22 protein-coding genes are annotated in these 22,081 nt (G+C 68.0%); 7 read left to right on the forward strand and 15 right to left on the reverse strand.

Translation table 11 applies throughout. The features are described 5' to 3' along the window. Positions 1–143 precede the first annotated feature (143 nt). The 4 genes from VF647_00520 (at position 144) to VF647_00535 (ending at position 4,476) form a co-directional block, all read left to right on the forward strand. Entirely contained in the window at positions 144–3,029 is a 2,886-nt protein-coding gene (locus VF647_00520) for an FAD-binding and (Fe-S)-binding domain-containing protein (protein HEX8450540.1), read from the forward strand. Positions 3,030–3,170: 141 nt separating this feature from the next. Next, entirely contained in the window at positions 3,171–3,449 is a 279-nt protein-coding gene (locus tag VF647_00525) for a hypothetical protein (protein HEX8450541.1), read from the forward strand. Next, complete coding sequence (locus VF647_00530; GenBank protein HEX8450542.1) at positions 3,446–3,874, forward strand: HNH endonuclease signature motif containing protein; 429 nt, start codon at positions 3,446–3,448, stop codon at positions 3,872–3,874. The genes VF647_00525 and VF647_00530 overlap by 4 nt, the downstream gene beginning before the upstream one ends. Positions 3,875–3,900: 26 nt before the next feature. Then, positions 3,901–4,476 (forward strand): DUF4126 domain-containing protein, encoded by a 576-nt coding sequence (locus VF647_00535; protein HEX8450543.1) that lies wholly within the window; start codon positions 3,901–3,903, stop codon positions 4,474–4,476. Positions 4,477–4,702: 226 nt separating this feature from the next. On the opposite strand, the gene VF647_00540 is transcribed toward VF647_00535, so the two are convergent. From VF647_00540 to VF647_00555, 4 genes are all read right to left on the reverse strand, one after another. Then, entirely contained in the window at positions 4,703–5,080 is a 378-nt protein-coding gene (locus VF647_00540; GenBank protein ID HEX8450544.1) for a hypothetical protein, read from the reverse strand. A gap of 138 nt (positions 5,081–5,218) precedes the next feature. Then, positions 5,219–5,491 carry a hypothetical protein gene (locus VF647_00545; protein ID HEX8450545.1) on the reverse strand — a complete coding sequence of 91 codons (273 nt, stop codon included), beginning with the start codon at positions 5,489–5,491 and terminating at the stop codon, positions 5,219–5,221. Further along, positions 5,466–5,837 carry a hypothetical protein gene (locus tag VF647_00550; protein ID HEX8450546.1) on the reverse strand — a complete coding sequence of 124 codons (372 nt, stop codon included), beginning with the start codon at positions 5,835–5,837 and terminating at the stop codon, positions 5,466–5,468. The genes VF647_00545 and VF647_00550 overlap by 26 nt, the downstream gene beginning before the upstream one ends. Positions 5,838–6,029: 192 nt before the next feature. After that, entirely contained in the window at positions 6,030–6,956 is a 927-nt protein-coding gene (locus VF647_00555; GenBank protein ID HEX8450547.1) for a prohibitin family protein, read from the reverse strand. Positions 6,957–7,328: 372 nt separating this feature from the next. On the opposite strand from VF647_00555, the gene VF647_00560 reads away from it, so the two are divergent. Continuing rightward, complete coding sequence (locus VF647_00560; protein ID HEX8450548.1) at positions 7,329–8,492, forward strand: hypothetical protein; 1,164 nt, start codon at positions 7,329–7,331, stop codon at positions 8,490–8,492. A gap of 20 nt (positions 8,493–8,512) precedes the next feature. Here the strand turns inward: VF647_00560 and VF647_00565 are convergent, their stop codons facing one another. The 3 genes from VF647_00565 to VF647_00575 form a co-directional block, all read right to left on the reverse strand. Further along, positions 8,513–9,016 carry a hypothetical protein gene (locus tag VF647_00565; protein ID HEX8450549.1) on the reverse strand — a complete coding sequence of 168 codons (504 nt, stop codon included), beginning with the start codon at positions 9,014–9,016 and terminating at the stop codon, positions 8,513–8,515. A gap of 107 nt (positions 9,017–9,123) precedes the next feature. Then, entirely contained in the window at positions 9,124–10,338 is a 1,215-nt protein-coding gene (locus tag VF647_00570; GenBank protein ID HEX8450550.1) for a DNA polymerase IV, read from the reverse strand. A gap of 113 nt (positions 10,339–10,451) precedes the next feature. Then, positions 10,452–11,198 (reverse strand): DUF72 domain-containing protein, encoded by a 747-nt coding sequence (locus VF647_00575; GenBank protein ID HEX8450551.1) that lies wholly within the window; start codon positions 11,196–11,198, stop codon positions 10,452–10,454. A 185-nt stretch (positions 11,199–11,383) separates the two neighbouring features. Here VF647_00575 and VF647_00580 point away from each other — a divergent pair, with 185 nt between their 5' ends. After that, on the forward strand, positions 11,384–11,974 hold the full coding sequence (locus VF647_00580; protein ID HEX8450552.1) for a hypothetical protein: 591 nt from the start codon (positions 11,384–11,386) through the stop codon (positions 11,972–11,974). A 114-nt stretch (positions 11,975–12,088) separates the two neighbouring features. On the opposite strand, the gene VF647_00585 is transcribed toward VF647_00580, so the two are convergent. The 5 genes from VF647_00585 to VF647_00605 form a co-directional block, all read right to left on the reverse strand. Then, positions 12,089–13,378 (reverse strand): amidohydrolase family protein, encoded by a 1,290-nt coding sequence (locus VF647_00585; protein ID HEX8450553.1) that lies wholly within the window; start codon positions 13,376–13,378, stop codon positions 12,089–12,091. A 168-nt stretch (positions 13,379–13,546) separates the two neighbouring features. After that, a complete protein-coding gene (locus VF647_00590; GenBank protein ID HEX8450554.1) occupies positions 13,547–14,332 on the reverse strand; it encodes a M48 family metallopeptidase in 786 nt (261 codons plus the stop codon). Positions 14,333–15,158: 826 nt separating this feature from the next. Next, entirely contained in the window at positions 15,159–15,434 is a 276-nt protein-coding gene (locus VF647_00595) for a DUF2277 domain-containing protein (GenBank protein HEX8450555.1), read from the reverse strand. An 81-nt stretch (positions 15,435–15,515) separates the two neighbouring features. Then, a complete protein-coding gene (locus VF647_00600; protein ID HEX8450556.1) occupies positions 15,516–15,857 on the reverse strand; it encodes a type II toxin-antitoxin system PemK/MazF family toxin in 342 nt (113 codons plus the stop codon). Continuing rightward, on the reverse strand, positions 15,851–16,099 hold the full coding sequence (locus tag VF647_00605; protein ID HEX8450557.1) for an AbrB/MazE/SpoVT family DNA-binding domain-containing protein: 249 nt from the start codon (positions 16,097–16,099) through the stop codon (positions 15,851–15,853). The genes VF647_00600 and VF647_00605 overlap by 7 nt, the downstream gene beginning before the upstream one ends. A 758-nt stretch (positions 16,100–16,857) precedes the next feature. On the opposite strand from VF647_00605, the gene VF647_00610 reads away from it, so the two are divergent. After that, positions 16,858–17,904, forward strand: coding sequence for a hypothetical protein (locus tag VF647_00610; GenBank protein HEX8450558.1), 1,047 nt, complete (start codon positions 16,858–16,860; stop codon positions 17,902–17,904). 439 nt (positions 17,905–18,343) lie between these two features. Here VF647_00610 and VF647_00615 read toward each other — a convergent pair whose 3' ends face one another. From VF647_00615 to VF647_00625, 3 genes are all read right to left on the reverse strand, one after another. After that, the gene (locus VF647_00615) at positions 18,344–18,748 is read right to left on the reverse strand and encodes a hypothetical protein (protein HEX8450559.1); all 405 of its coding nucleotides are present in this window, start codon (positions 18,746–18,748) and stop codon (positions 18,344–18,346) included. Positions 18,749–19,635: 887 nt separating this feature from the next. Continuing rightward, positions 19,636–20,148, reverse strand: coding sequence for a hypothetical protein (locus VF647_00620; protein HEX8450560.1), 513 nt, complete (start codon positions 20,146–20,148; stop codon positions 19,636–19,638). Positions 20,149–20,490: 342 nt separating this feature from the next. Then, positions 20,491–21,738, reverse strand: a complete 1,248-nt coding sequence (locus tag VF647_00625; GenBank protein HEX8450561.1) for a hypothetical protein — start codon at positions 21,736–21,738, stop codon at positions 20,491–20,493. Positions 21,739–22,081 lie beyond the last annotated feature (343 nt).

Genomic DNA, 22,081 nt, shown 5'->3' on the forward strand with positions numbered 1-22,081 from the left:
CGGGGGTTCCACGGTTGCCGGACGATCCGTGCCGGATATGTTACAGAACAGCAGTGCCTAGTGCCCAGTGCTCAGTGCCCAGTAGCTTCGGACGCTCCACTAGGTACTAGGCACTAGGCACTAGGCACTTTCCCGGAACTCCCTTGCCTCTCCCGATCATCCAGTCCGATCCGCGCGCGGCCAAGCTCGAGCGCGCGCTCAAGGAAAAGGTGCGCGGCGAGGTGCGCTTCGATGCCAAGTCGCGCCTCCTGTACAGCACCGATGCGTCGCTCTACCAGTTCCTCCCCGTCGGCGTGGTGGTGCCGAAGGAGGCGGCGGACGTGGAGGCGACGGTCAAGCTGGCGGCGGAGGCCGGGGTCGCCATCCTGCCGCGCGGCGGAGGGACCGCGCTCGCCGGGCAGACGGTGGGGACGGCGCTGGTGATGGACTTCAGCAAGTACATGAACCGGGTGATCGAGATAGACCCGGACCGCAGGCGCGCGCGCGTGGAGCCGGGGCTGCGGCTCGACCGCCTCAACCGCGCCGCGGCGCCGTACGGGCTCCACTTCGGACCCGATCCGGCCACCATCCGCCAGTGCGCGCTGGGCGGGATGATCGGCAACAACTCGTGCGGCGCCCGCTCGCTCGTCTACGGCAAGACGGGCGACCACGTGCACTCGCTGGAGTGCATCACCGCGGACGGACGCTGCGCCCACTTCGGCTCCGTCGCGCGCGAGGATGTGGCGCAGATGCCCGGGCTGGAGGGGGAGATCGCGCGCTCCGTCCTCGGCATCCTGGAGCCGGAGCGCGAGCGCATCCTCGCCCGCTATCCAAAGATCCCGCGCCGCGTATCGGGCTACAACTTCGACGCGATGCTGGAGGGCGACACCCTCAACCTCGCGCAGCTCATCGTCGGCTCCGAGGGGACGCTGGCGACGGTGGTGGAGGCGGAGCTGGGGCTGGTGCCGGTGCCGCCCGCGCGGTCGCTCGTGCTGCTGAGCTTCCGCGAACGCTTCACCTCGATGGATGCCGTCCCCGCCATCCTCCTGGAGCGCGGCCTTTCGGCGCTGGAGATCGTGGACAGCCGGGTGCTGCAGGGCGCGCGCTCGCTGATCGAGTTCCGCGACACCGCCGCCATGGCCGCGCCCGATGCGCTGGGCGTCCTCTTCTGCGAGTTCAGCGGCGACTCGCCCGAGGAGGTCGCGGGGCTGGCGCACGACTTCGCGGCGCGGGCGAAGACGCTCCCGGGCGCGCCCCAGGCCAACGCGTATCTCACCGCGCGCGAGCAGGCGGCGGCGTGGGCGCTGCGCCAGGCGGCGACGGGGCTCCTCTACCTCACGACGCCCAACAAGAACATCAAGCCGCAGGAGTTCGTCGAGGACACCGGCGTGCCCCCCGAGCGGCTGGGCGACTACACGCGCCGCTTCGAGGAGATCGTCAACCGCCACGGCACCACCACGGGGTACTTCGGGCACGCGGGGCAGGGGTGCCTGCACATCCGCGTGGACCTGGACCTGAAGCGCGGCGAGGACGTCCAGCGCATGCAGGGGATCGCGCACGACATCGCCGAGCTCGTGGTGGAGTTCGGCGGCTCCCTCTCTGGCGAGCACGGCGACGGGCTGTCGCGCAGCGAGTTCCTTCCGCTGATGTTCGGGCCGGAGATCATCCGCCTGCACCAGGAGGTCAAGCGCGTTTTCGACCCCGAGGGGCGGATGAACCCCGGCGGCAAGATCGTGCCGCCCTACCAGCGCATGTCCGAGAACCTGCGCTTCGACGCCGTGGCCAACGCCGGCGCGCCCGACACCTGGTTCGACTACTCGGCCGACGGCGGGTGGGATGTCGCGGTGGAGAAGTGCAACGGGATGGGGGTCTGCCGGAAGCTGGACACGGGAACGATGTGCCCCTCGCACATGGTCACCCTGGAAGAGCAGCACGCCACCCGCGGCCGCGCCAACGCCCTGCGCGAAGCGATGCGCGGCAACCTGCCGGGGATGAAGAGCGGGGCCGTGATGGAGGCGCTCGACCTCTGCCTCGGCTGCAAGGCGTGCAAGACGGAGTGCCCCGTGGGCGTGGACATGGCGCGCTACAAGGTGGAGTACCTCGCACAGCACTACCGCGAAACGGGCACGCCACGCGACGCGCTCTTCTTCGGCCGCATCCGCGACTTCGCGCGCGCGGGGAGCCTGGCGCCGGGGCTCGCCAACCTGGGAAGCCGGCTGATGGGCGGCACCATCAAAGGGATCGGGCGGATGGACCCGCGCCGCGAGCTTCCGCCGCTGGCCAGTCATCCGTTCCGCCGCGGGTGGAAGCCGAAGCCGTCCGCCGGCCGCCCCACGGTCATCCTGCTGGACGACACCTTTCACAACTTCTTCCAGCCCGGCCCGCTGCACGCCACCGCCACCGTGCTGGAGCGCGCCGGCTTCCACGTGAAGCTGCCAAAGAAATCCGTCTGCTGCGGCCGCGCCGCCATCTCCAACGGCCTCCTGGACCACGGACGCGCCCTCCAGACGGAGCTGCTGGAGACGCTGCTTCCCGAGGTGGAGGCCGGGGCGATGGTCGTGGGCGTGGAGCCGAGCTGCATCCTCACCCTGCGCGACGAGCTCCCCGACCTGGTCCGCGATCCGCGCGCGAAAGTGCTGGCGAGCGCGTCCGTCATGCTGGAAGAGTTCCTCGCGGCGCTCCCCGACTGGCGGCCGGGCCGGCTGGAGCGGCGCGCCGTCGTCCATGGCCACTGCCACCAGAAGGCGATCGTGGGGATGGGGCCGACGAACGAGGTGCTGGGGCGCGTGGAGGGGCTGGAGTTCTCCGTGCTCGATTCGGGGTGCTGCGGGATGGCGGGGTCGTTCGGCTACGAGAAAGGGCACTACGAGGTGTCGAAGGCGTGCGGCGAGCGCGTCCTCTTCCCCGCCGTCCGCGCCGCGGAGGCCGAAGACCTGGTGGTGGCCCCCGGCTTCAGCTGCCGCCACCAGATCGCCGACTTCTGCGACGGGCGCGCGACGCTGCACACGGCCGAGCTGCTGGCGATGGCGGAAACCGCAACCGCGGGCTGAAGCCCCCGGCTGGAACCACGGGAAGACCGCTGAAGCGGTCTCGGCGCGGCAAGTTGGCGCGCTATTCGGCGGAGAGGAACGTTGTCGGGCGTGGCGGGGCGCGGGTATGTTGGGGTGAACCCTTATGCGGAGTGCTTTGCGATGACCGCCAAGCGGGCACACGACATCGAGCCAGGCACGGCCGGGCCCAAGCGGGTCTACGAGGAAGTGGTGAACTTCATCGCGGCCGGGCCGAGCTCACGCCAGGTGGCGGAGTTCCGCGCTTCGGAAGAGGCGCGCGGCCGTGTCACTGACCTCATCCAGCGCGAAAAGACGGGGGGCCTCTCCACCGAGGAGACGGCTGAGCTGGAGAGCGCGATCCAGCTCGAGCACATCATGCGCCTCGCGAAGGCACGGGCGCGGTTGCACCTTGAGTCGTGAGCAGCACCTACGTCTCGGCGGCGCTTCGCCGGCTCGTCATAGCGCGGGCGCGGTCGGCTTGCGAGTACTGCCTGATCCATGACGATGACACCTTCCATGGGTGCCAGGTGGATCATGTTGTGAGCGAAAAGCACGGCGGTCCCACGGAAGAAAGCAACCTTGCCCTCGCCTGTTCCGTTTGCAACCGGCGAAAGGGGAGCGACATCGGATCGATCATGCCGGAGAGTGGTAGCTTCGTCCGCTTGTTCAACCCACGTATCGATCGCTGGGACGAGCACTTCACGTTCGACGAACGAGTGCTTTCCATCGTGCCGCTTTCCGAGATCGGCACGGTGACGGTCCGGGTGCTGGGCCTGAACGACCCCGACCGCCTTCTGGAGCGCCGCTTCCTGCACGCTGCTGGCAGGTATCCACCCCACCCGTAGTCTCCCTTTACAACCAGAGGTTCAGGATGGAAGCTGCGTCCGCGGCGGCGTTTGGGCTGGTGCTGGCGGCTTGCGCGGGGCTGCGCGCCTTTCTGCCCGTGTTCGGGGCGAGCGTGGCGATTCGCATGCTGAATTTGGAGGTGCCGCCGTCGCTCGGGTGGATGGCGTCGACGACCACGATCATCATCTTCGGCGTGGCGACGGTGCTGGAGGTGCTCGGGGACAAGATCCCCCTCGTGGACCACCTGCTGGATACCGTGCAGACGTTTACGAAGCCGGGGCTGGCGGTGCTGGCCGCGATTCCGTTCGTGCACCAGCTCGCGCCGGAGCACTCGGTGGCGCTGGCGATCATCGCGGGGGCGCCGCTGGCGCTCGGGGTGCACACGGCGAAGGCCTCGGCGCGCGTGGGGAGCACCGCGTTCACCGGCGGCCTCGCCAACCCGCTGATCAGCATCATCGAAGACGTTGCCGCCGTGGTGCTCATCGTGCTGGGGCTGATCGCGCCGATTCTGGCGTTGCTGCTGGCCGTGGCTCTACTGTGGAAGCTGGTGTCGTACGCGCGCAAGATGGCCAGGCGCAGGCGCGCGGCGGCTGTACCGTAGGAGGGGTCCGAGGTACGGAAAGGGTGGGCAGACACGCAGGTCTGCCCCTACCAGGTGCCGGCGCGGGGGGCGAGGGTCACGGGGCGTGGCAATGATGGGATGGGGCGGAGATACCGCCATGACGAGATCCGCCCCTGCCGCGAACATTGCGGCAGGGGCGGCAGTTCTCCCCCTCACCCGCCCTGCGCCCCCGCAGGCGGGGGAGGGGGCCGGGGGGAGGGGGCACTCAGCCGCGCAGGGTCCGATCCACGGCGCTGAGCACGCTCCGCACGCGCTCCAGAACCGCGCGCGAGCGGCTCACCCCGTCCGCGGTGGGGGGCGGTGAGTCGGCGGCGGCGGGGGCGGCGGCCTCGGGCGCGTCGTCGGCGGGGGTGGCGCGGGCAGGGCGGTTGGGCTGCGCGCGGGCGAGCATCGACCTCAGGTCGTCGTCGCTCGCCTCCTCCCAGCCGGCGGGGACGGGGGCCAGGCGCCGCCGCTCCGCCTCGCACTCGAAGCCCAGCCACCCGCCTTCGAACCCCGGGCGCACGTTGGCGGCGGAGCCAGGGTAGGTGTCCCAGGCCCGCCAGAAGTTGCCGCCGTCGTCGGTGAACTCGCGGTACGCCATCGCCCCGTCTGTTTGGCTGCCCCGAACGATCCCCCACGCGGAATATGCAGCGCGACAGACAGCGGCGGAAGGTACTCGTGTAACAAGTGTGACCGTGCTTGACGGGCGTGCCCGGACGCGGCCCGGCGGTCCCCGCGATCAGGCGGGGGCCGCTTCGTCGTTCAGTCGCTGGGCCGCTTCGATGATGCTGCGCCGCCGGGCTGCTCTCTGCGCATCGAATTCACGCCACCGGCTTTCGCTGAGCCCGCCGATCGGGTTCACGGAATCGAGCGCCCGCAGCTTGCGATAGAGCTCCTCCTTCCGGTCCTGGATGCGCAGGTACTCGGCCACAAAGCTGTCCAGTTCGGGGGGTTCCGCACGGGTGTCGATCGAGAGCTCCAGATCCTCATCGCGCCGGCTGTCTGTTGCCATGTTCGCCTCCTTCTCCCGTGGTTGCTTTCCCGTCGACACCCACCATCGCTTCGAGCCTGCGGACCGCGCTCTGAAGCTCGACCAGACGCTTCGCGGTCGCGTCGGCCAGATCTTCGCGCCCGGTCTCGATCTCCGCGCTGAGCACGAGCTTCTGCCCCATGACCTCCGCCTCGCCGCCGATCTTGCTGAAGACGGGTAGATCCGCCAGGACGAGGCGCTTGAGGTGGCTCGGGCGCAGGAAGCGAGCGAGGTACAGCGTAACGATCAGTGTGGCGCCCCACAGGGAGACCAGGACGAAGATGCGGCTCGTCCAGATCAGCGGTACCCACGCGAACACGTCCTTCATCGGGCACTCGCGCCTCCGGGTGGGATTTCCGCGGGCCGTCCGGTGCCCGTTGCATCGAAGGTAGAAAGGTCCGCTAAATCCTACAATACCCGCGCTTTAACTCGTTCGCGCGGAGGCACGACGAGAGCGGGGGGCGCTCCTTCCAGAGCGCCCCCCGCCGTTTTCTGATGCGGCTACGAGTGAGGCGGCCGCTTACTGTCGCGCGGGGAGCTGGATCATGGGGACCGCGTTGCCGCTGACCTGCGGCATCTTGCCGTCCCAGCGCTTGGTCATCTCGTACTGCACCAGCGTGTTGGTGATGCTCTGGCTCAGCAGGCGGTTGGCCTCGGCCTGGGCACGCGCTTCGGCCAGGATCGCCATGGCGCGGCCGGCGGCCTTGATGCTGTCGCCCTGCGCCTGGAACGTGTTCTTCTGCAGCTCGTTCTGCGCGGTCAGCGCCTGCTGCTGCATCACGTTCTTGGTGTTGATGGCCTCCATCACCGCGCCCGGCGCGCGGATCTCGTTGATGGTGAACTGCTTCACCATGAAGCCGTACTGCCCCAGCCGGCTGGAGATGAGCGCCTGCGCCTTGGCCACCGTCTCGGCCTTCTTGGGACCCAGGATCGCCGCGATCTCTTCGCTCCCCACCACCTCCTGCAGCGCCTGCCGGATGGCCTGCTTCACGTAGCCGTGCTGGATGGACTCGATGTCCGTCCGGAAGGTGGAGTACAGCGCCGGCGTCTTGCTGGGGTCCAGCTCGAAGGAGAGCGATACGTCCAGCGAGACCGGCTGCCCCTCGACGCTGTTGACGTTGATCTCGTCGTTCTGCTTCGTCCCTTCCGTGGTGCCCTGCGTCAGCACCAGCGTCTGCATGAAGACCGGGTACTCTTCGATGCCGGTGGAGATCGGGTTGATGAAGTGCATCCCCTGGCCGAGCGGCTTGGGGTCTACGCCGCCGCCCAGCTTGTGGATGACGATCCCCACGTTCCCCGGGTTGATGTACGTCACCGTGGTGGGGATCGCCGCCAGGAGGAGCACGCCGCCGATCAGCAGCGGCGCCTTCCCCAGCACGGCGCCGAACGGGTTGGTGCGGCCGATGCGGCTCGCCGGGCGGCCGGTGGGGATCTGCGTGGTAGGCATACTGTGTTGATGCTCCGCGTTCGTACAGGTGGTGGGCCGCTCCCGTCCGGGGCGCCCGTGCGGCTTCGGCATGACGCCGGGCCACGGAGATTGGTACGATTCCGCAGGGGACCGGTTTCACTCGCTCCGGCGGAAGCGGCTGCGTGCCGCGCCACGGTGCGCGCAAGGGATGCGGCCTCTCCGCGGCGGTCGCGTGGTTCCAGTGTGTGACCGCCGGGGCGCTGAACGCAAGGACTTTGACCGATCCCTTCACCGCGCCGGCCGTGGGTTGCCGTGTGGAAGGATCTTGTGGGGCATCCCGCGGCGCGGCTACTCTGGTGTGCCCGCCGGCAGAGGATCCTGCCCGCTTCCCACGACCCAGGAGCGGTTCCCATGCACTGCCGTTCAGTCTTCCCGCGGTGGCTCGCGGTGATGGTGCTCGCGTCGATCTTCGTCCTGGGCGGCCGGCCCGCCGCGGCGCAGCAGGTGCTCGACAACCGGAGCGTCATCCAGCTGACCGCGGCGGGGGTGGACCCGGCGGTCATCGTGGCTGCCATCGAAGGCTCCCGCTCCGCCTTTTCCACCGGCGTGAACGACCTGGTGGCGCTCAGCAACGCGCGGGTGCACCGCGACGTGATGCTGGCGATGCAGGCCGCCGTCGCGCGGCGCGGGGAGCCCAAGGGAGCGCCGCCCCCACGCGCGGCCGCGCCGCCGGCCCCGGCGCTTCCCACCCACTTCGGAGTGTTCGTCGCGCGGGAAGCGGGGGGCGTCGACCCGATCGCCGAGGGGAGGCTGACCGTGGAGCGAACCACGGACAGCGCCGGGGTCACGACCCAGAAGCTGCGGATGCGGCACGGCCCCGAGCTGGAGGAGACGTTCGCGCTGGGAGCCCAGCCCACCTTCCTCGTCTATCTGCGCGACCCGGCCGCGCGCGTGAAGATGTTCGAGATCGGGACCGGTTCGGCGAGTGTGGGGGTGCCGCTCGGGCGCGAGATTCCGCTGCGCGCGGGTCCCGCCGGCGCCGACCGCCGGGCATTCCGGGTGACGCCCGCCGAGTCCCTCCGGCCTGGAGGCTACGCGTTCGTCATCGACGAAGACAGCATCGCGTACGGTTTCGTGCACGCCAGGGGCAGAGTCAACCCGCCGGCGATGGATGTGGCGACGGCGCTCCGCAGGGCGCGCGCGGCGCGCGCCCTCGGCACCCGGCTGGCGCCCGCCGCCGCCATGGCGCTCGTGCGGGCCACCCTCGCGGAGGAGAAGCTTCCGATCGCCCGCGACTTCGGGCCCGAGGGGGTGCTGATCACCCGCCGCGTCGTGCAGAGCGGCGGGTGGTTCGGCAAGGACGTCGCGGTCCAGTTCGCGGTCCTGGTGCAGCGGACCACGAGCGGGAGCGTGATCCGTGTCGCGCCGGACGTGTACACCTCGGGGCTGCCGAGCGGCGTGGTGAAGCCGGCCCAGCTTTCCCGCACCCCCCTCGTGCCGGGATCCGCCCAAAGGCTCAGCGATCACGCGCAGTCTCTGTACACCGAGATCGAGTTCAATCTCCCGTCTCGCTAAGGGAACGGTGCGCGTGCCGCTTACCGGTGCACCGCGCGGAGCGGCGCCCCCGCGAGCGTCGCGACCGCATCCTCGAAGGCCCTGAACTCGCTCGGCGCCTCCATCTCGTGCTCCAGGCCGTGACGGTCCGGGTACGCGTTGCTTCCGGTGGACTCGACCTTTGCGCCCGCCGCCACGATGCGCAGGCTCCACCCCGAGCCGTCCACCACGTTCTCGGCCATGTAGCGCGGCCGCCAGCGCTGCACCCCCGCGTCCGCCGCCGCATCCCAGAACGCGCGCCACGCCTCCGGCGAGGGCACGGTGCGGATGGTGTCCGGGCGGGTTCCCGGGCGGGTGTCCCACGGCATGCGGACCAGCACCACCGTATCGCCGCGCAGCTCCACCCGGCCGGAGCCGACGCCGAAGCCGCCGACGGAGTATTCGAGCTCCCGCGGCGCGCCGTCGCGGGGAAGGGGTCCGGTCGGATCGTCGCACGAGGTGAGGAGCGCGGCCGCGACGACGGCCGAGATGGCGCGAGAAAGCATGGGTGTTTCAGTCAGGAGTGTCGTGGGTGAAGCTGGCCTCCCACAAACGCCGCTGTGACGCGATTCCTGACAGTCCGCGCTCGCACTGCAACTGCATGGGATTGCTTTTAGGATTCCCGCGGCTCGGTAATGCGTCCTGGGATCAGCGCGTCCTTGCCGAAGCGGGCGCGCAGGCGGTCGGTGATCTCGGAGAGCTTGCGGTCGCGCTCGCTCTCCACGCCGCCGGGGGCTTCGAAGAGGAGCGGCTCGGCGTCCACGTCCTCGCCCAGCTTGGAGACGCCCACGCCCAGCAGCCGGATGCCGCCCCCGCGCTGCTCGCGAAGCTGGCGGAGGAGCTGGCGCGCGACGGCAAAGATCGCGCGGTCCGACTCCAGCGGCTCGGGGAGCGTGCGGCTCGCGGAGCGGTCGGTGAAGTCGGCGTAGCGCAGGCGCACCGTCACCGTGCGCGCCTTCATCCCCTCCTTGCGCAGCGATGCGCCCGTCTCCGTGGCGAGGTACAGGAGGCGGGTCTCGATCTCGCGCTCGTCGGTGAGGTCGCGCGGAAAGGTGCGCTCGTGCGAAACGGACTTCTGCGGCGATCGTGGCGTGACTTCGGAGCTTCCCTCGCCGCGGATGACGGTGTGGAGCCACCGCGCCCGCGCCGGGCCCATCCACGCCGTCAGCGTCGCGAGGTCCAGCGGGAGCGCCTGGTGCACGGTGGTGACGCCGCGGCGGCGGAGCGCTTCGGCGAAGGAGGGGCCCACGCCTGGGAGGTCCGCCAGCTCCCAGCGCAGCATGAAGTCCTGCTCGCCGCCCGGCGGGACCACAAAGATCCCCGCGGGCTTGTTCACCCCGGCCGCCATCTTGGCCAGCATCTTCGACGTCGCGCCGCCGATGGAGACCACGATCTCCGTCCGCTCGCGCACGGCGGACTGGATGCGGCGCGCGGTTTCCTCGAGCGGCTCGTTGTGGTAGAGGAGCTCGGTGCCGGTGAGGTCCAGATAGAACTCGTCCACGCTCGCGGCTTCCACGAGCGGCGAGAACTCGTCGAGTACGGCGCGCACCTCCACGTGCTTGCGCTTCACCATCTCGCCGGGCACGGGGGCGAGGGTGGCGCGCGGGCAGAGCTGGAGGGCGCGCGCCATCGGCATCCCCGCGTGCACCCCGTACTTGCGCGCCGCGTAGCTGGCCGAGGTCACCACGCCGCGTCCATCCGGCCGGCCGCCCACGATCAGCAGCTCGGCACGCCCCGCGCCCTCGGGGTCCGCCAGCTGCGCGCAACGGACGAAGTACGAGTCGCAGTCGGCCAGCAGTATGCGGCGGGGGCGCGCGTCGGTGGACATCGGGTGCGGTTGCGGGTGATCGATGCGATCTCATACACCGGAACGCGGCGGATGGGTGAGGAACTGCATCTCACACAGAGCCACAGAGGGGACCTGCAAGGGGGGAAGGGGATTCAGCGCAGCCGTTCGAGGAGGTCGAGGGCGTTGGTGGTGGCGGCGCCGGAGGCGGTGTTGTCGAAGATGCACCAGGTGGATGCATTCCGCTCCGTGGCTTCTTTCAAGGATGCGGCGAGGGTGTCCAGGTAGGACGGCGGGTAGTCGGAGTAGTAGATGCGCGGCGAGCCGTGGAGGCGGTAGTAGACCAGCTCGGGCCAGCCGCCCGGCTCCGCGGCTTCGGGGACGCGCGCGGGGTCCGCGGCGACGCGGGCAACGCGGTGGTCGATCAGGAGCGCGTCGGCGGGGGTGGCGAACCAGGTGGGGTGGCGCGGCTCGCAGGCGACGGGGCCGGCGTGGCGCTCGCGCAGGGCGCGGAGGAATGCGCCCGCGATCTCTTCATCGAAGGCAAGGCTGGGCGGGAGCTGGACGAGAAGGCACCCCAGCTTCGCGCCGAGTCCCGATGCCTCGCCCAGGAAGCGGTCGAGCGGCTCTTCGGCGCCCACCAGCTTGGCCGTGTGCGTGATCTCGCGCGGGAGCTTGACGGAGAAGAGGAACGCGTCCGGAACGGCATCCGCCCAGCGCGCATAGGTCGTTGGGCGGTGCGGGCGATGGAAGGAGGAGTTGATCTCCGCCGCCGGAAAGACGGACGCATAGCGCTGCAGGTGCGTGCCCTCCGCCGGGAAGCGCGGCTGGTCCTTGAGCGGCAGGCTCCACCCCGCGCATCCGACGAACGCGGGCGGGGCTGGTGTGGGATCGGGATTCATCCCGCCAAACTGAGTCCGGTCCGGCGGGCGCAGCAAGGGGTGCAGGCACGCGGCATCGTTGTGCCGCGCGCCATTATCCGGTATCGTGCAGGAGAGGGCGTCCAACGATGGCACGAGCTCCGCTGTAGGAGTAGTGCCGGCCGTTGCGGACATGCGATCCACTCAACCCTTCTTCAGAGGTCCCCGTGCTCAACCGAAAGATGGCCGCCCTGCTCCTGGTGCTGGCGACGACCGCCGCCTGCGAGCGCAGCGCGACGGGCGCGCGCGACGAGTCTCCGTCCGCCGAGGCGCCCCAGCTCACGGAGTTCGGCGACGGGCTCTATTCGTCGCCGGACGCGGCGGGCACCGCCACTTTCGACCTGAACGCGGGCGCGGGCACCTTTGAGCGCACGCATGCCTGCCCCGCGGGCGGCAGCGTGACCGTCTCCGGCACGGTGGATCGCACGATCGACCGCGCCACGCAGACCGGCACCCTCGCCGTGAGCGCGAAGCGGGTGGAGAACGCGTGCGCCGTCAAGCAGCGCAACGGCGTCACCGTGACCGTCACCGGCCAGCCCAACACCGCGATCGGCGTGACCGCGAGCTTCAACAAGGGCGTGCCCGGCGTCATCACCCAGACGCAAAAGGGCGCCTTCGCCTGGAGCCGCAGCAACGGCAGAAGCGGCACCTGCGCGATCGACCTGACCTCGACCTTTGATCCCGCCACGCGCACCGCGACCATCAAGGGCAGCTTCTGCGGCCGCCCCGTGGACGAGACGCGCACCCGCACGCGCTGATCCAGTCTTCATCGCAACGCAGCAACGGAGGCCGAACCCCCGCCGGGTTCGGCCTCCTCTCGTATCACCCTCCGCGCCTTTCCGTCCCCCTCTGTGTCTCTGTGTGAAACGCGGTTACGGACGCTCCGCGGAACCGGGCCCGCGGAACACGACGCCGTTCTTCATCACCCACCGCACCGCCCGTGTCGCATGGATGTCGCGCGTCGGATCGCCATCGACGGCCACCAGGTCGGCGAGGAGGCCGGCGCGCACGGTGCCGAGCCGGTCTGCCAGGCCGAAGAGGCGCGCGTTGACGGAGGTGGCGGCCATCAGCGCCTGCACGGGCGTCATCCCGTAGTCCACCATCAGCTCCAGCTCGCGCGCGTTGTCGCCGTGGGTGTACACGCCGACGTCGCCGCCCATGCAGATGGTGACACCGGACTGCAGCGCTGCCCGAAAGGAGGCGCGCTTTTCCCGGATGCGCGCAGGCTCGGGATCCACCCCTTTGCGCCACCCGCGGTACTGGAGGATGGCGTCACCCGCCGCGAGGGTAGGGCAGAGCGCCGTGCCGCGCGCCTTCATCAGCTGAAAGACCTCGGCGGTGCCGTTGTCGCCGTGCTCGATGGTGGCGACGCCCGCGGCGGCGGCGCGGCGCATCCCTTCGGGTGTGGAGGCGTGCACCGCGACGGGGCGCCCGGCGTCGCGCGCGGCCTGGACGGCCAGGCGGATCTCGGCCTCGGTGAAGGTGGGGCGCGACGGCTCGTCCGGGCCCCAGCGGTAGTCGCCGTACAGCTTCACCCAGTCCGCGCCGTGCCCGATCTGCCGGCGCACCGCACGGAGGAGCGCGTCGGTGCCGTCCGCCTCTTCGGCGCCCTGCGGAAAGCTCACCTCACTGGCGCCCTTGGGCCCGTAGCTGCCGCTGGCGACGATGGCGAGCGTCGACACCTGCATCCGGGGCCCGGGGATGATCCCCTGCGCGATGGCGTCGCGCAGCCCCACGTCCGCCCAGCCCGCGCCCTCCGTCCCCAGGTCGCGGACGGTGGTGAAGCCGGCCATCAGCGTGGCGCGTGCGTGCACGGTGGCGCGGGCGACGCGCAGTGCTTGCGACTCGCGCAGCACCTGGTCGTCCCACGACGTCTCGTTGTACGGGTGGAGGAGGAGGTGCGAGTGCCCCTCGATCATCCCCGGCATCAGCGTGGCGCCGGGGAGCTCCACTACCCGCGCATCGGCCGGCGCGCGGACTTCGGACGCCGGCCCCGCGGCTTCGATGCGGGCGCCGCGCACCAGCACCACCCATCCCTCGTGCGGCGCGGCGGCGATCCCATCCCACACCCGCGCGGGGCGGATGAGCACGGCCTGCGCGGGCGTCTGCGCGGTGAGCGGGAGGGCGCAGAGGGCAAGGAGAAGCGTGAGGAGCGTTCGCATGGTGCGGCTGTGCGGGGTGGCGGTTCGTCCGTTTCCCCAAGCTACCACGCGCGGCCTGGCACCGAAACAGATGGCCTCACGCGGAGACGCGGAGACGCAGAGGAAAGAACAGCAGAGGGTCCTCCGCGGCTTGTAGTTCCCTCTGCGTTCTCCGCGTGAGGCTTCTCTTTAGACGCACTCCGCAACGGCGGCCTCGTACGCCTCTGCGAGCGCCGCCTTGCGCTCGCGCAGCGGGAGGTAGCCGGTGCGGCGCGCGTGGAGCCAGCGGAGCAGCTCGACCTTCCACTCGGGCGCGTCGGCGAGGGCGGCATCGATGGCGTTCTCCGGGCCGAACACCGCGGATAGATCGCCGACGTCGAGTGCGTGCGCCTCCAGCACGTCGAAGAGGTGAAGGGCGCGCCACGGATCGTAGCCGGCCGCCAGGCACAGGTTGAATCCGTGCGCGTCCGCCTCCGCCTCGTCCTCGGGTCCGTGCAGGCGCCGCCGCGCCATCCACACCAGCGGGGATGCGGTGTCCAGGTGTCCCAGGTCGTGGTGGGCGATCTCGTGCGCCACCATCATCGCGACGGCGTCTTCGTACATGCACCGCTCCATCAGCCGCCGCGAGAGGTACACCCACCGTCCCGGCGCCGTGAACGCGTTGACCTCCGCCGTCCAGAGCACCTCCACGTGCAACCGCTCCTCCGGCGGTCTCCCTGCCTGAAGCCGGTCCGCCACGCGCCTCGCCTGCTCCAGCGCCCATGCTTCGCGCTCGTGGCAGAACCCGTCGGTCAGGATGCGGTGCAGGAACGCGCCGCTCGCCAGCTCCTCGTCGTCGCGCGGGAGCTCGGGCTCGGCGCCTTCCAGCTCGTCCGGCCAAAGCGCGGGGAAGTCCCACAGCGCCAGATACAGCTGCCGGATGCCGCACGCGATGACGGATAGGACAATCAGGAGCAGGATGACGCGCGGGAGCATCGCGGGGACGTGGGTTCGGGACTCCGGCGGACCGCGTTCGGCCAGCTCGGCGCCCGTTGCCCTACGATGTGCGAGGCCGGTGCGTTTCGGTGGAGGATGGCGTGCGGCGGCGGGGATCGGGATGGGGCAGAGGGGGGGGCGGAGCCCCTCCTGACGCATACAGACCAGAGCGTGGCACCTCCCACGATCATCCAGACAGCCACGAGTAGGGGCGTCCGTTCAACGAGTGCCAGCGCCGATCCAGCGAAGCCTACCATCAGCGACCATGCGACGTGGACGGCGGTGAGCGCTTTCCCTTCCGGAGGGCCTCGCCACCGCCACCATGCACCAGCCCCACCCGCGACCATCCAGGCGAGCGCGTCGACGGGCGAGGCATCGGCGGCTAGCTGGAGCGCACCCAGTACGAAGCCGCACGCGCTCAGAACCGCGAACACGGCTCGCGTCGTGGTCTCAGGCGGCGCGATGACGGCGGCAAGTGGAGCCGAGAGCATCAGCAACAGCACGGAGACACCGTACAGAGCCGCAAGGTACCACTCCGTCGAGCTCGCGACGGAGCGGCGGCCGAACGCGTCAACAATGACGTGCAGGATTACCGTGCCCGTGCCGAAATACCCGGCCCAGAGCCCGCACGCGAGCGTCAGCAGCGCAGCCACGCGCCGAGCCGTGTTGCTCGTGGGATCATCCATACCCATTCCTTGCATTGAGTGAAGCGCGCGAGTCACGTTCACCGGATGGGGACCCCGCCTGTACGACGCGCGAACCGCCTCTCATTTCAGCTCGAGCAGAAATCGCCTGTCGAAGTTCGATGAAGGTCCAGCCAAGCGTGTCAGGCAGGGGTGCCGAAGCGCCTCGCCGACTGCAGCCGCGCCTTCCGTGCCTCCTCCTCGCGATTCCGCGGCGAGGACTTCGTCTCGATGGAGTCGATGAGTCGCCGAGCGCTCACGGTGATTTCGTCGACCGCTTGGTTGAACGCCTCTTCGTTCGCGCGTGAAGGGTGTGTGGTCCCGCTCAGCTTGCGGACGAACTGGAGCGCAGCGGCGCGCACTTCATCATCGGTCGCGGCCGGCTCGAAGTTGGCCAGTGTCTTGATGTTACGGCACATGAAGCCTCGCTTGGATCAGGGTATAGCAGCATGCCGATCAGGTCAGCCGCGCGCAGAGTTGGCTGCAACCTGGTTCGGCGACTATCCCGTAAAGAGGTCCGAGAGCGTTCCGAGGACTGACGTCACTGTCTCCGCCGGGAGCTTGCCTAGATAGCGGGTGAGCCGTTCTCGATCTACGGTGCGGAGTTGATCGAGCGCCACTCGCCCTTCTTGCTCCTGAAAGCGACATGCCACTCGCCAGGGATACGGCCGCCCACCAGTGGTCATCGGAGCAATGATGACCGTCCGAAGGTGCTCGTTCAACTCGTCTGGCGAGACAACAAGGCACGGCCGGGTCTTCTGGATCTCGCTTCCGCGCGTGGGATCCAGGTTAACCAGGTATACCGCCCCACGGCGAGGGAGCTTTGGCAGATGCTCTACCACGTCCAATCCTCGGCATCGAACCGGGTAGGCGTAGGCTCGTCGAGCAGGCCATCTTCTCCCTCCGCCGCCATCTCACGTGCGGCGTCCGCCCAGCCGGCGCGAGGCCGTGCCGCCGACTCGATGACGATGCGGCCGGGTTCGGCATGGATCTCCACCTCATCACGGAGGCCAGCCTGCTCAAGCAGGAGTTTGGGCAGGCGTACTCCTCTTGAGTTGCCAACCCGAACAATACGTGTTTTCATGTGCACCTTCCTCATGAGAGTGTGCATACAATGTAATCACGCCGTGCGCCGACGCCAACCTCGGCCGAACGGATCAAGGATGGGGCCGGCGCGCAAGCCTCTCGTTTCCACCGATGTGTGAACGGCCCCGAAATCCTTGCAGCTGGCCTGGGTTCCGTAGCGATTAGAGTCCGAGCGCAGGATTGTGAGCGCGAGGGACTGGCTCCGGGTGCGCCGCGCACGTTCCGGCGTGCTTCGTCTCGCAGCTTCTCGTTGGCCCGCAGGAGCTCACCTTGTACGGTGTCCGCTTGGCCTCTGGGCGGCACATAGGTCTGCCAGATGTGGCGGCCAAGGGCGACGTAATCTTCGTTGGTCACGGTGGCTCTTCGGCTGGCTGTCAGCTGCGACGACCGGTTCGGCGGTGGACGCCGCCCGCCTGTCCAATGGCGGCCGATGCGATGAATCACGCCACATCAAGGATCAGGCTGAGAGCGTAACAGCTTAGAGCCGCCTTTCCCCAGGAACTCATCTTCTTGGGTCGTGAGACACGTCGTTGAGGAGGCCGGAGCTCGAGTTTCCGGTGCTCCAGGGCGCCCCTGCGTCCATACTAACGTTTCCTTGTGCCCCGCAGAAAAGCATCTACCTTGCGACGGGCGGACCAACGTTTCTTGCCTTTCTTTGTCCGCCCGATCACGCCAGACCACGCTAGATGGCAGAACGATGAGGGACCGGGCGCATCCATTCCGCGGGATCCATCAACCCACAATGAGGAGGACGCAATGGCACTCGAGCAGCGCTTCACCCGCCAGGGGTCCAGGCTCCTGTATCGTGGCGCGCCGGCGCGCCTGGCCGGGATCTACCCGCGCCAGAGCGACGCGGCGGGCATCGAGGCCCTGAACGTGGACACCGCCCCGCCGCTGAACGATCTGCGCGCCCGGAAGAACAACTACTTCCGCTTTCCCATGCTGCCGTACTGGCTCTACGGCCAGCCCGGCTTCGCGTACAGCCCGTACTTTCGCGACAACAACGGGACGTGGAAGCTGGACTCGTTCAACGCCGACTACTTCCAGCGCCTGCGGACAATGCTGGCGAACGCGGCGGCGCGCGGCTTCGCGGTGCAGATCACGCTCTTCGACGCGACGGGGCTGGAGTACGAGACCGCCGATCGCGAGACGCGCTGGCCGAGAAATCCGTGGAACGAGAAGAACAACTACTTCAACTTCATCCTGGACGAAAAGGCGCCCGCCGGCGGCCTTCCCGAGTTCTACCACGTTCAGCACAACGCGAAGCAGAAGGAGCTCCAGGCGAAGTACATCCAGCACGTGGTGGCGCTCACCAAAGACTACTGGAACGTCTTCTACGAGATCATGAACGAGCCCGGCGGCGGCGGCAGCGACGCCGCCCGGCGGGACCGGATCTACTGGGCGGACTGGGTGACGGGTGAGATCGACCGCGAGACGCTGGGCGGGCGCCTGATCTTCTACAACGACTTCTCGCTCCCGACCTCTCCCGGCGGGCTCGGCGGGGACGTGAACTTCTGGCGCGCCAACAGAGCCACCTTCCAGTACTACGACCGGCTCGATGGCGTAATCTTCCACGGCGACCCCAACGAGATCGACCCGAGCTCCACGCAGTACGCCTTCCGCGGGGAGAAGATCTTCCTGGCGTCGTCGGACGCGGCGGGCACCGCGAAGCAGGACGATCCCACCTTCAACCAGAATGCCGCCCGGCGCGCGCTGGACCTGGGCATGCCGTACCAGGCCGAAACGCTGAAGCTCGCCGTCGCCGACGTGCTGGGGACACTGAACCTCACGGTGCTGATCTGAAGGACGCCGGACGCGGCCGCCAAGCTCCGCTACGGACGCGGAGGCACGCCTGCCTTCCTCCCTCACGCACTGGTTGATGATTGCCGCGTACACGGATGACGGCACGCTGGCCGGCATGCTCCTGCGCTACCATGCGGGCGACCGGAAGGTCCGGAGCGGGGCCGCGTGCCCACGCCCAAGGAAGCAGGACCGGCGGCACCTTCATCGCGAGTTGAAGGCAGCGAAGCCGTTCGGCGAAGCCAGTCTGAAACACACGGCAGCCGTGGGAGCGTTCCCCTGCGGCTGCCGTGGTGCTTGCCCCAGCGGCCAACGATCAAGTTCAGGCGCGTGCGCCTGACGATCCTTACCTCAGAAACAATCCCTGGCCGCACGTCGCCTGGAACGCCTTGTTCGGCGACTATGTGCACTCCGATGTTCCACCGATCAGAAGCCAAACCCTTTAGCTGTACCCATAACGCTCCCGGAACTTCTCGCAGGCACTGGGATCTGGCACCCATGCCTCCATCGCGGTCAGTTCTGCCCGAAGTGCCGGTCCTAACCACTCTCGCAGGTGGCGCTCCCCAACGTTTGCCGGATCGCTTGCGAGGTATTCAAGAAAAGAAACGGCGATGACGTTCTTCACTTCCTCGTCGCCCTCAGTCATGAAGCAATCCAGCAGATTGAGGGGAGGCCGCAGGGTTGCCTCAGATGCTCCTTCTGCCGCTTGGGTGAGCAACCGTCGGATGTCGCCCATCAAGACGTGGGGTAGAAGCTCGCCTTGATCGCTCAGGTGCTCGGTACGGGCAGCAGACAGTAACGGCGTCACTCTGGCAAGCTCGTCGAAAAGATCGGCTACACGGCGCACGCTTCCACCTTGTCGGGACCGCTGATGGTGCAGGCTGGGTCGATGCCACGGAAAGCCGTCGAACGACACAAGGGTCAGGGGTGCGGGGTTGGCACGCAAGACTTTCATCACGCTATAAGCATGCAAGGCCCCGCATCCCCTGCAGCCGATTGTTAGGCCTGCCGGCGAGGCACTTCCACTGTCCTGCTAAGCAACGTGACTCTCGCCAGCAGAAACCCGCTGCTTGGCTGCCAGCATTGACGTCAGGATTCTCACGAAGACACGCGTCGTCTCCGTGAACGTCTCCACCGCATCCTTCCGCTCTTCCAGAGGCCACATACGCCCACCATTAACGGCAACTTGGAAGTAAACCGTTCCCTGAGAATCATCAGGATGCAACCAGGCGCTCAGCATCCCCGGCCTAGAGAAGTGGACTGAACCGGATGCGATCTTTAAACATGGCTAACCCAGGGAAACGTCTTGGACAATTCTCGGTGGAGATAGCTATCGGTAAGGTTTTCTCCCCCTTTCGATCGGAGTTTATTCAAAGGGACATCGTCCAAGTACGCTCTCAACACTGCATGCGGGTCCTCCGCCAGCATAAACGCGAACAACCGCATGCAGTTGTCAAGATGAATCCGAATGAGAGGCAGAGCGCATATGGGGTTGCACTCCTCCACCATGGTGGCGAAACCGCTCGTTAGCATAATCGAGCGCTGGACCAGACCGGGTATCGCCAAGTCGGACGGCAACGGATGCTCGGGGTCAGTCGCCAGTAGGTCGTGACCGAGCTGTAGCTGCTGTGGGATAGTAGACCGGAGATACGCGACGGCTTCTGCGAGAGTACTGAGGTTTTCGTCCACGGCTGTAGCACTCGTTCTGTTTTCGCCCGGCTCAGCTGGACCGGGTTATCCAATCGGTGCGATGAGTCCGCGCGTTCCTACCGGCGCACACACTCGTCGCAAGCTTTCGAACCGATGCGCATCGTAAACGGGATTCAGCGCATACTCCAATGGCCCAATGATATCGAACAAAACGTTCAAGCCGTCGACCGCCGCAACTGCTCTCAGGAATTTCTTGGAAGCATACCCCGTTTCATAGAGCCGATAGGCCCGAACGAAGTAGACCTTGACCGCTCGCCGGGCTAGGTCAACCTCTTGAGCCCACTCTTCTCCCTGGTCAAGAGCTTGCTTCCACTTTAGAGCGAAGTGTTCGCCGTGCTGTTCCCTGCACTGACGGAGACGCCGGAGTGCTCGCACCATCTCGGGCGTCCCATACTCCGTATAGTAAGTAGAATTTAACTGCCCCTCGGCTACTTGAGAGGCCGCCTTCGCCGCCTGCCAAGCCGCAACAGCAGCCACCACTGTACCGAGTGCGCTGGCGGCAGTAAAAACGAAACTGAAGGATTCTGCGCTGATCATCTCAGGACAGGCTCATGTGGTATCGAATCCGATTTAGATGGCCGTAGATGCCGGGACGTCGAATGCAACCGCGGGTAAGATGACCTGCGGCTGCCGCGACGCTTGCCCAGCGGCCTAACGACACAGGGTCAGCGGTGCGGGGGAGGCGCGCAAGACTTTCATCCGGCTGAAGGCATGCACGGCCCCCCTGCAGCGATTGGCACCCCGCGCGCGAATTCCATGTTGGCCCGGAGCCGCGAGGCTCCACACCGGGGGCCGCCGTATTTACGACTGCAGCCCGTCCCCTGCCGTGCGTCAGGGATGCTTTCTCACGACGATGACCCTGAGCCGAGAGGGATCGGATCAGTGGTTCGGCAGTGAGACTTTCTGGAGTTCCTGCCAGTCGATCCGCCCGGCGTCGATAGGCGTGTCGGTACCGTAATACTGCGTCGGGTTCCGGTTGTCGCGGTAGACGTGGTTGGAGCCGTCCTGTAGCTTCACCCGCTCCCCTGACGTCGGGTCGACGTAGTTGGCCTCGCCCCGGATGCCGTCGATCCGAGTCTCCTGCTGCCGGTCCATCGAGCCCATGCGGTTGTCGAACGCCGCCTTGTCCCGGTCCATCGCCGCCATGCGGTCGTTGTGCCGGGCGGTGTTGGCGGCGCCCTGTTGCTGGATGTCATTCATCCGGGCGTTGTGCCCCCGGGTCATCGCAGCGGTGTTGGCGTCGATCTGCCCCATCGTCGCCTCGTGCTGCTGGCGACTCAACTCGCTGTTCGCCTGGGCACCACGCGTCTGGGCGGCCTGATTCTGTTCCATCCACGTCGGGTTCATCACGATGGATTCCTGGGCGACCACCGTGTGGCCGTGGGCGGTGTCCAGGTCGTCGGCCGTCTGCGTGATTGACGGGATCACCATCCAGGTGGTGTAAGTGTCGTTGCCGATCTGCTGCACGTTCCGGGTGATGCGGCACTCCACCCGGGCCCGGTTGCCATTGGGCAGGATGCCGTCGACCGACCCGCGCGACTCCATCTGTCCGTTCGCGTTCCGCCGCTGCGGCGCGTCCATCTCGTTGCCGACGTTGCGCAGCTGAAACCCGTTCTGCGCCAGGAACGGCAGCAACACCTGCCGGATGTACGTCACGGGCGGCATCGGCGGAAGTTCGTCCGGAAGCCGGGAGATCGGCAGCCCCATCGACTGTGCCATGCCCCGGGTCTGCCGGATCGTGGGGCCGTCCGCGTGGTTGTAGGTGCGCGACGGCAGGTACTCGATCCGGGTGCGACCGTCGGGCGCGCGCAGGTCGAGGTAGATCTGATTCTGCGGCATCGCCCCCACCCAGCGCCGGGTGAACGTCTGCTTCGCCTGCCAGCTGCGCGGCACCTTCATCGCGAAGGCGACCAGGTTGCCCCGTTCAGGGTCGAGCACGCCCAGGAGGCGGTACCCGCCCTCGGCCGGGGATTCGGCGGATGCGTTCATCGCCTGAGGGTCCGAAGATGGGCTGGACGTCCCGTCGCGACCGGTGGAATCGGCGGCGCGGGTACCGGGTTCGGGCCGACCGCGGCAGGCACCCAGGCCCAGCGCGACGACCAGCAGCGACGGCAGGAAAAAACGCATGGTCTTGAACGAATAGGAGGTGTGAGAAACTACGACGCCGACAAGATACATCTACCGGAGCTGTGCACCTAACCATTTGGCAATCCTCCTGTTTGTACCATGCTTTCTTTAAGTCCAAGATTCGGAACGAATATCCGAAGCGTAGCCGCCGAACAACGCAAGGGTCAGGGGTGCGGGGCCGCCGCGCAAGGCTTTCATCCCACCCGAAAGCATGCAAGGCCCCGCATCCCCTGCAGCCGATTGTTAGGCCGCGCGAGGACCGCGGGCTCTTGGTAGCCTTACGGCGGGCATCGACGGCTTGTAGCACAGCAACGCGGCAACGTGATGCTGCACTCGGGCGCGC

The organism is Longimicrobium sp. (assembly GCA_036387335.1).
Taxonomy (GTDB): domain Bacteria; phylum Gemmatimonadota; class Gemmatimonadetes; order Longimicrobiales; family Longimicrobiaceae; genus Longimicrobium.

Excerpts from the sequence above, each read along its gene's own strand:
- VF647_00605 (HEX8450557.1), bottom strand. The coding sequence starts at position 16,099 with ATGAAAACACGTATTGTTCGGGTTGGCAACTCAAGAGGAGTACGCCTG.
- VF647_00550 (HEX8450546.1), bottom strand. The coding sequence starts at position 5,837 with ATGAAGGACGTGTTCGCGTGGGTACCGCTGATCTGGACGAGCCGCATC.
- VF647_00535 (HEX8450543.1), top strand. The coding sequence starts at position 3,901 with ATGGAAGCTGCGTCCGCGGCGGCGTTTGGGCTGGTGCTGGCGGCTTGC.
- VF647_00595 (HEX8450555.1), bottom strand. The coding sequence starts at position 15,434 with ATGTGCCGTAACATCAAGACACTGGCCAACTTCGAGCCGGCCGCGACC.
- VF647_00620 (HEX8450560.1), bottom strand. The coding sequence starts at position 20,148 with ATGATCAGCGCAGAATCCTTCAGTTTCGTTTTTACTGCCGCCAGCGCA.
- VF647_00545 (HEX8450545.1), bottom strand. The coding sequence starts at position 5,491 with ATGGCAACAGACAGCCGGCGCGATGAGGATCTGGAGCTCTCGATCGAC.
- VF647_00555 (HEX8450547.1), bottom strand. The coding sequence starts at position 6,956 with ATGCCTACCACGCAGATCCCCACCGGCCGCCCGGCGAGCCGCATCGGC.
- VF647_00625 (HEX8450561.1), bottom strand. The coding sequence starts at position 21,738 with ATGCGTTTTTTCCTGCCGTCGCTGCTGGTCGTCGCGCTGGGCCTGGGT.
- VF647_00575 (HEX8450551.1), bottom strand. The coding sequence starts at position 11,198 with ATGAATCCCGATCCCACACCAGCCCCGCCCGCGTTCGTCGGATGCGCG.
- VF647_00540 (HEX8450544.1), bottom strand. The coding sequence starts at position 5,080 with ATGGCGTACCGCGAGTTCACCGACGACGGCGGCAACTTCTGGCGGGCC.
- VF647_00525 (HEX8450541.1), top strand. The coding sequence starts at position 3,171 with ATGACCGCCAAGCGGGCACACGACATCGAGCCAGGCACGGCCGGGCCC.
- VF647_00570 (HEX8450550.1), bottom strand. The coding sequence starts at position 10,338 with ATGTCCACCGACGCGCGCCCCCGCCGCATACTGCTGGCCGACTGCGAC.
- VF647_00590 (HEX8450554.1), bottom strand. The coding sequence starts at position 14,332 with ATGCTCCCGCGCGTCATCCTGCTCCTGATTGTCCTATCCGTCATCGCG.
- VF647_00565 (HEX8450549.1), bottom strand. The coding sequence starts at position 9,016 with ATGCTTTCTCGCGCCATCTCGGCCGTCGTCGCGGCCGCGCTCCTCACC.
- VF647_00610 (HEX8450558.1), top strand. The coding sequence starts at position 16,858 with ATGGCACTCGAGCAGCGCTTCACCCGCCAGGGGTCCAGGCTCCTGTAT.
- VF647_00560 (HEX8450548.1), top strand. The coding sequence starts at position 7,329 with ATGCACTGCCGTTCAGTCTTCCCGCGGTGGCTCGCGGTGATGGTGCTC.
- VF647_00585 (HEX8450553.1), bottom strand. The coding sequence starts at position 13,378 with ATGCGAACGCTCCTCACGCTTCTCCTTGCCCTCTGCGCCCTCCCGCTC.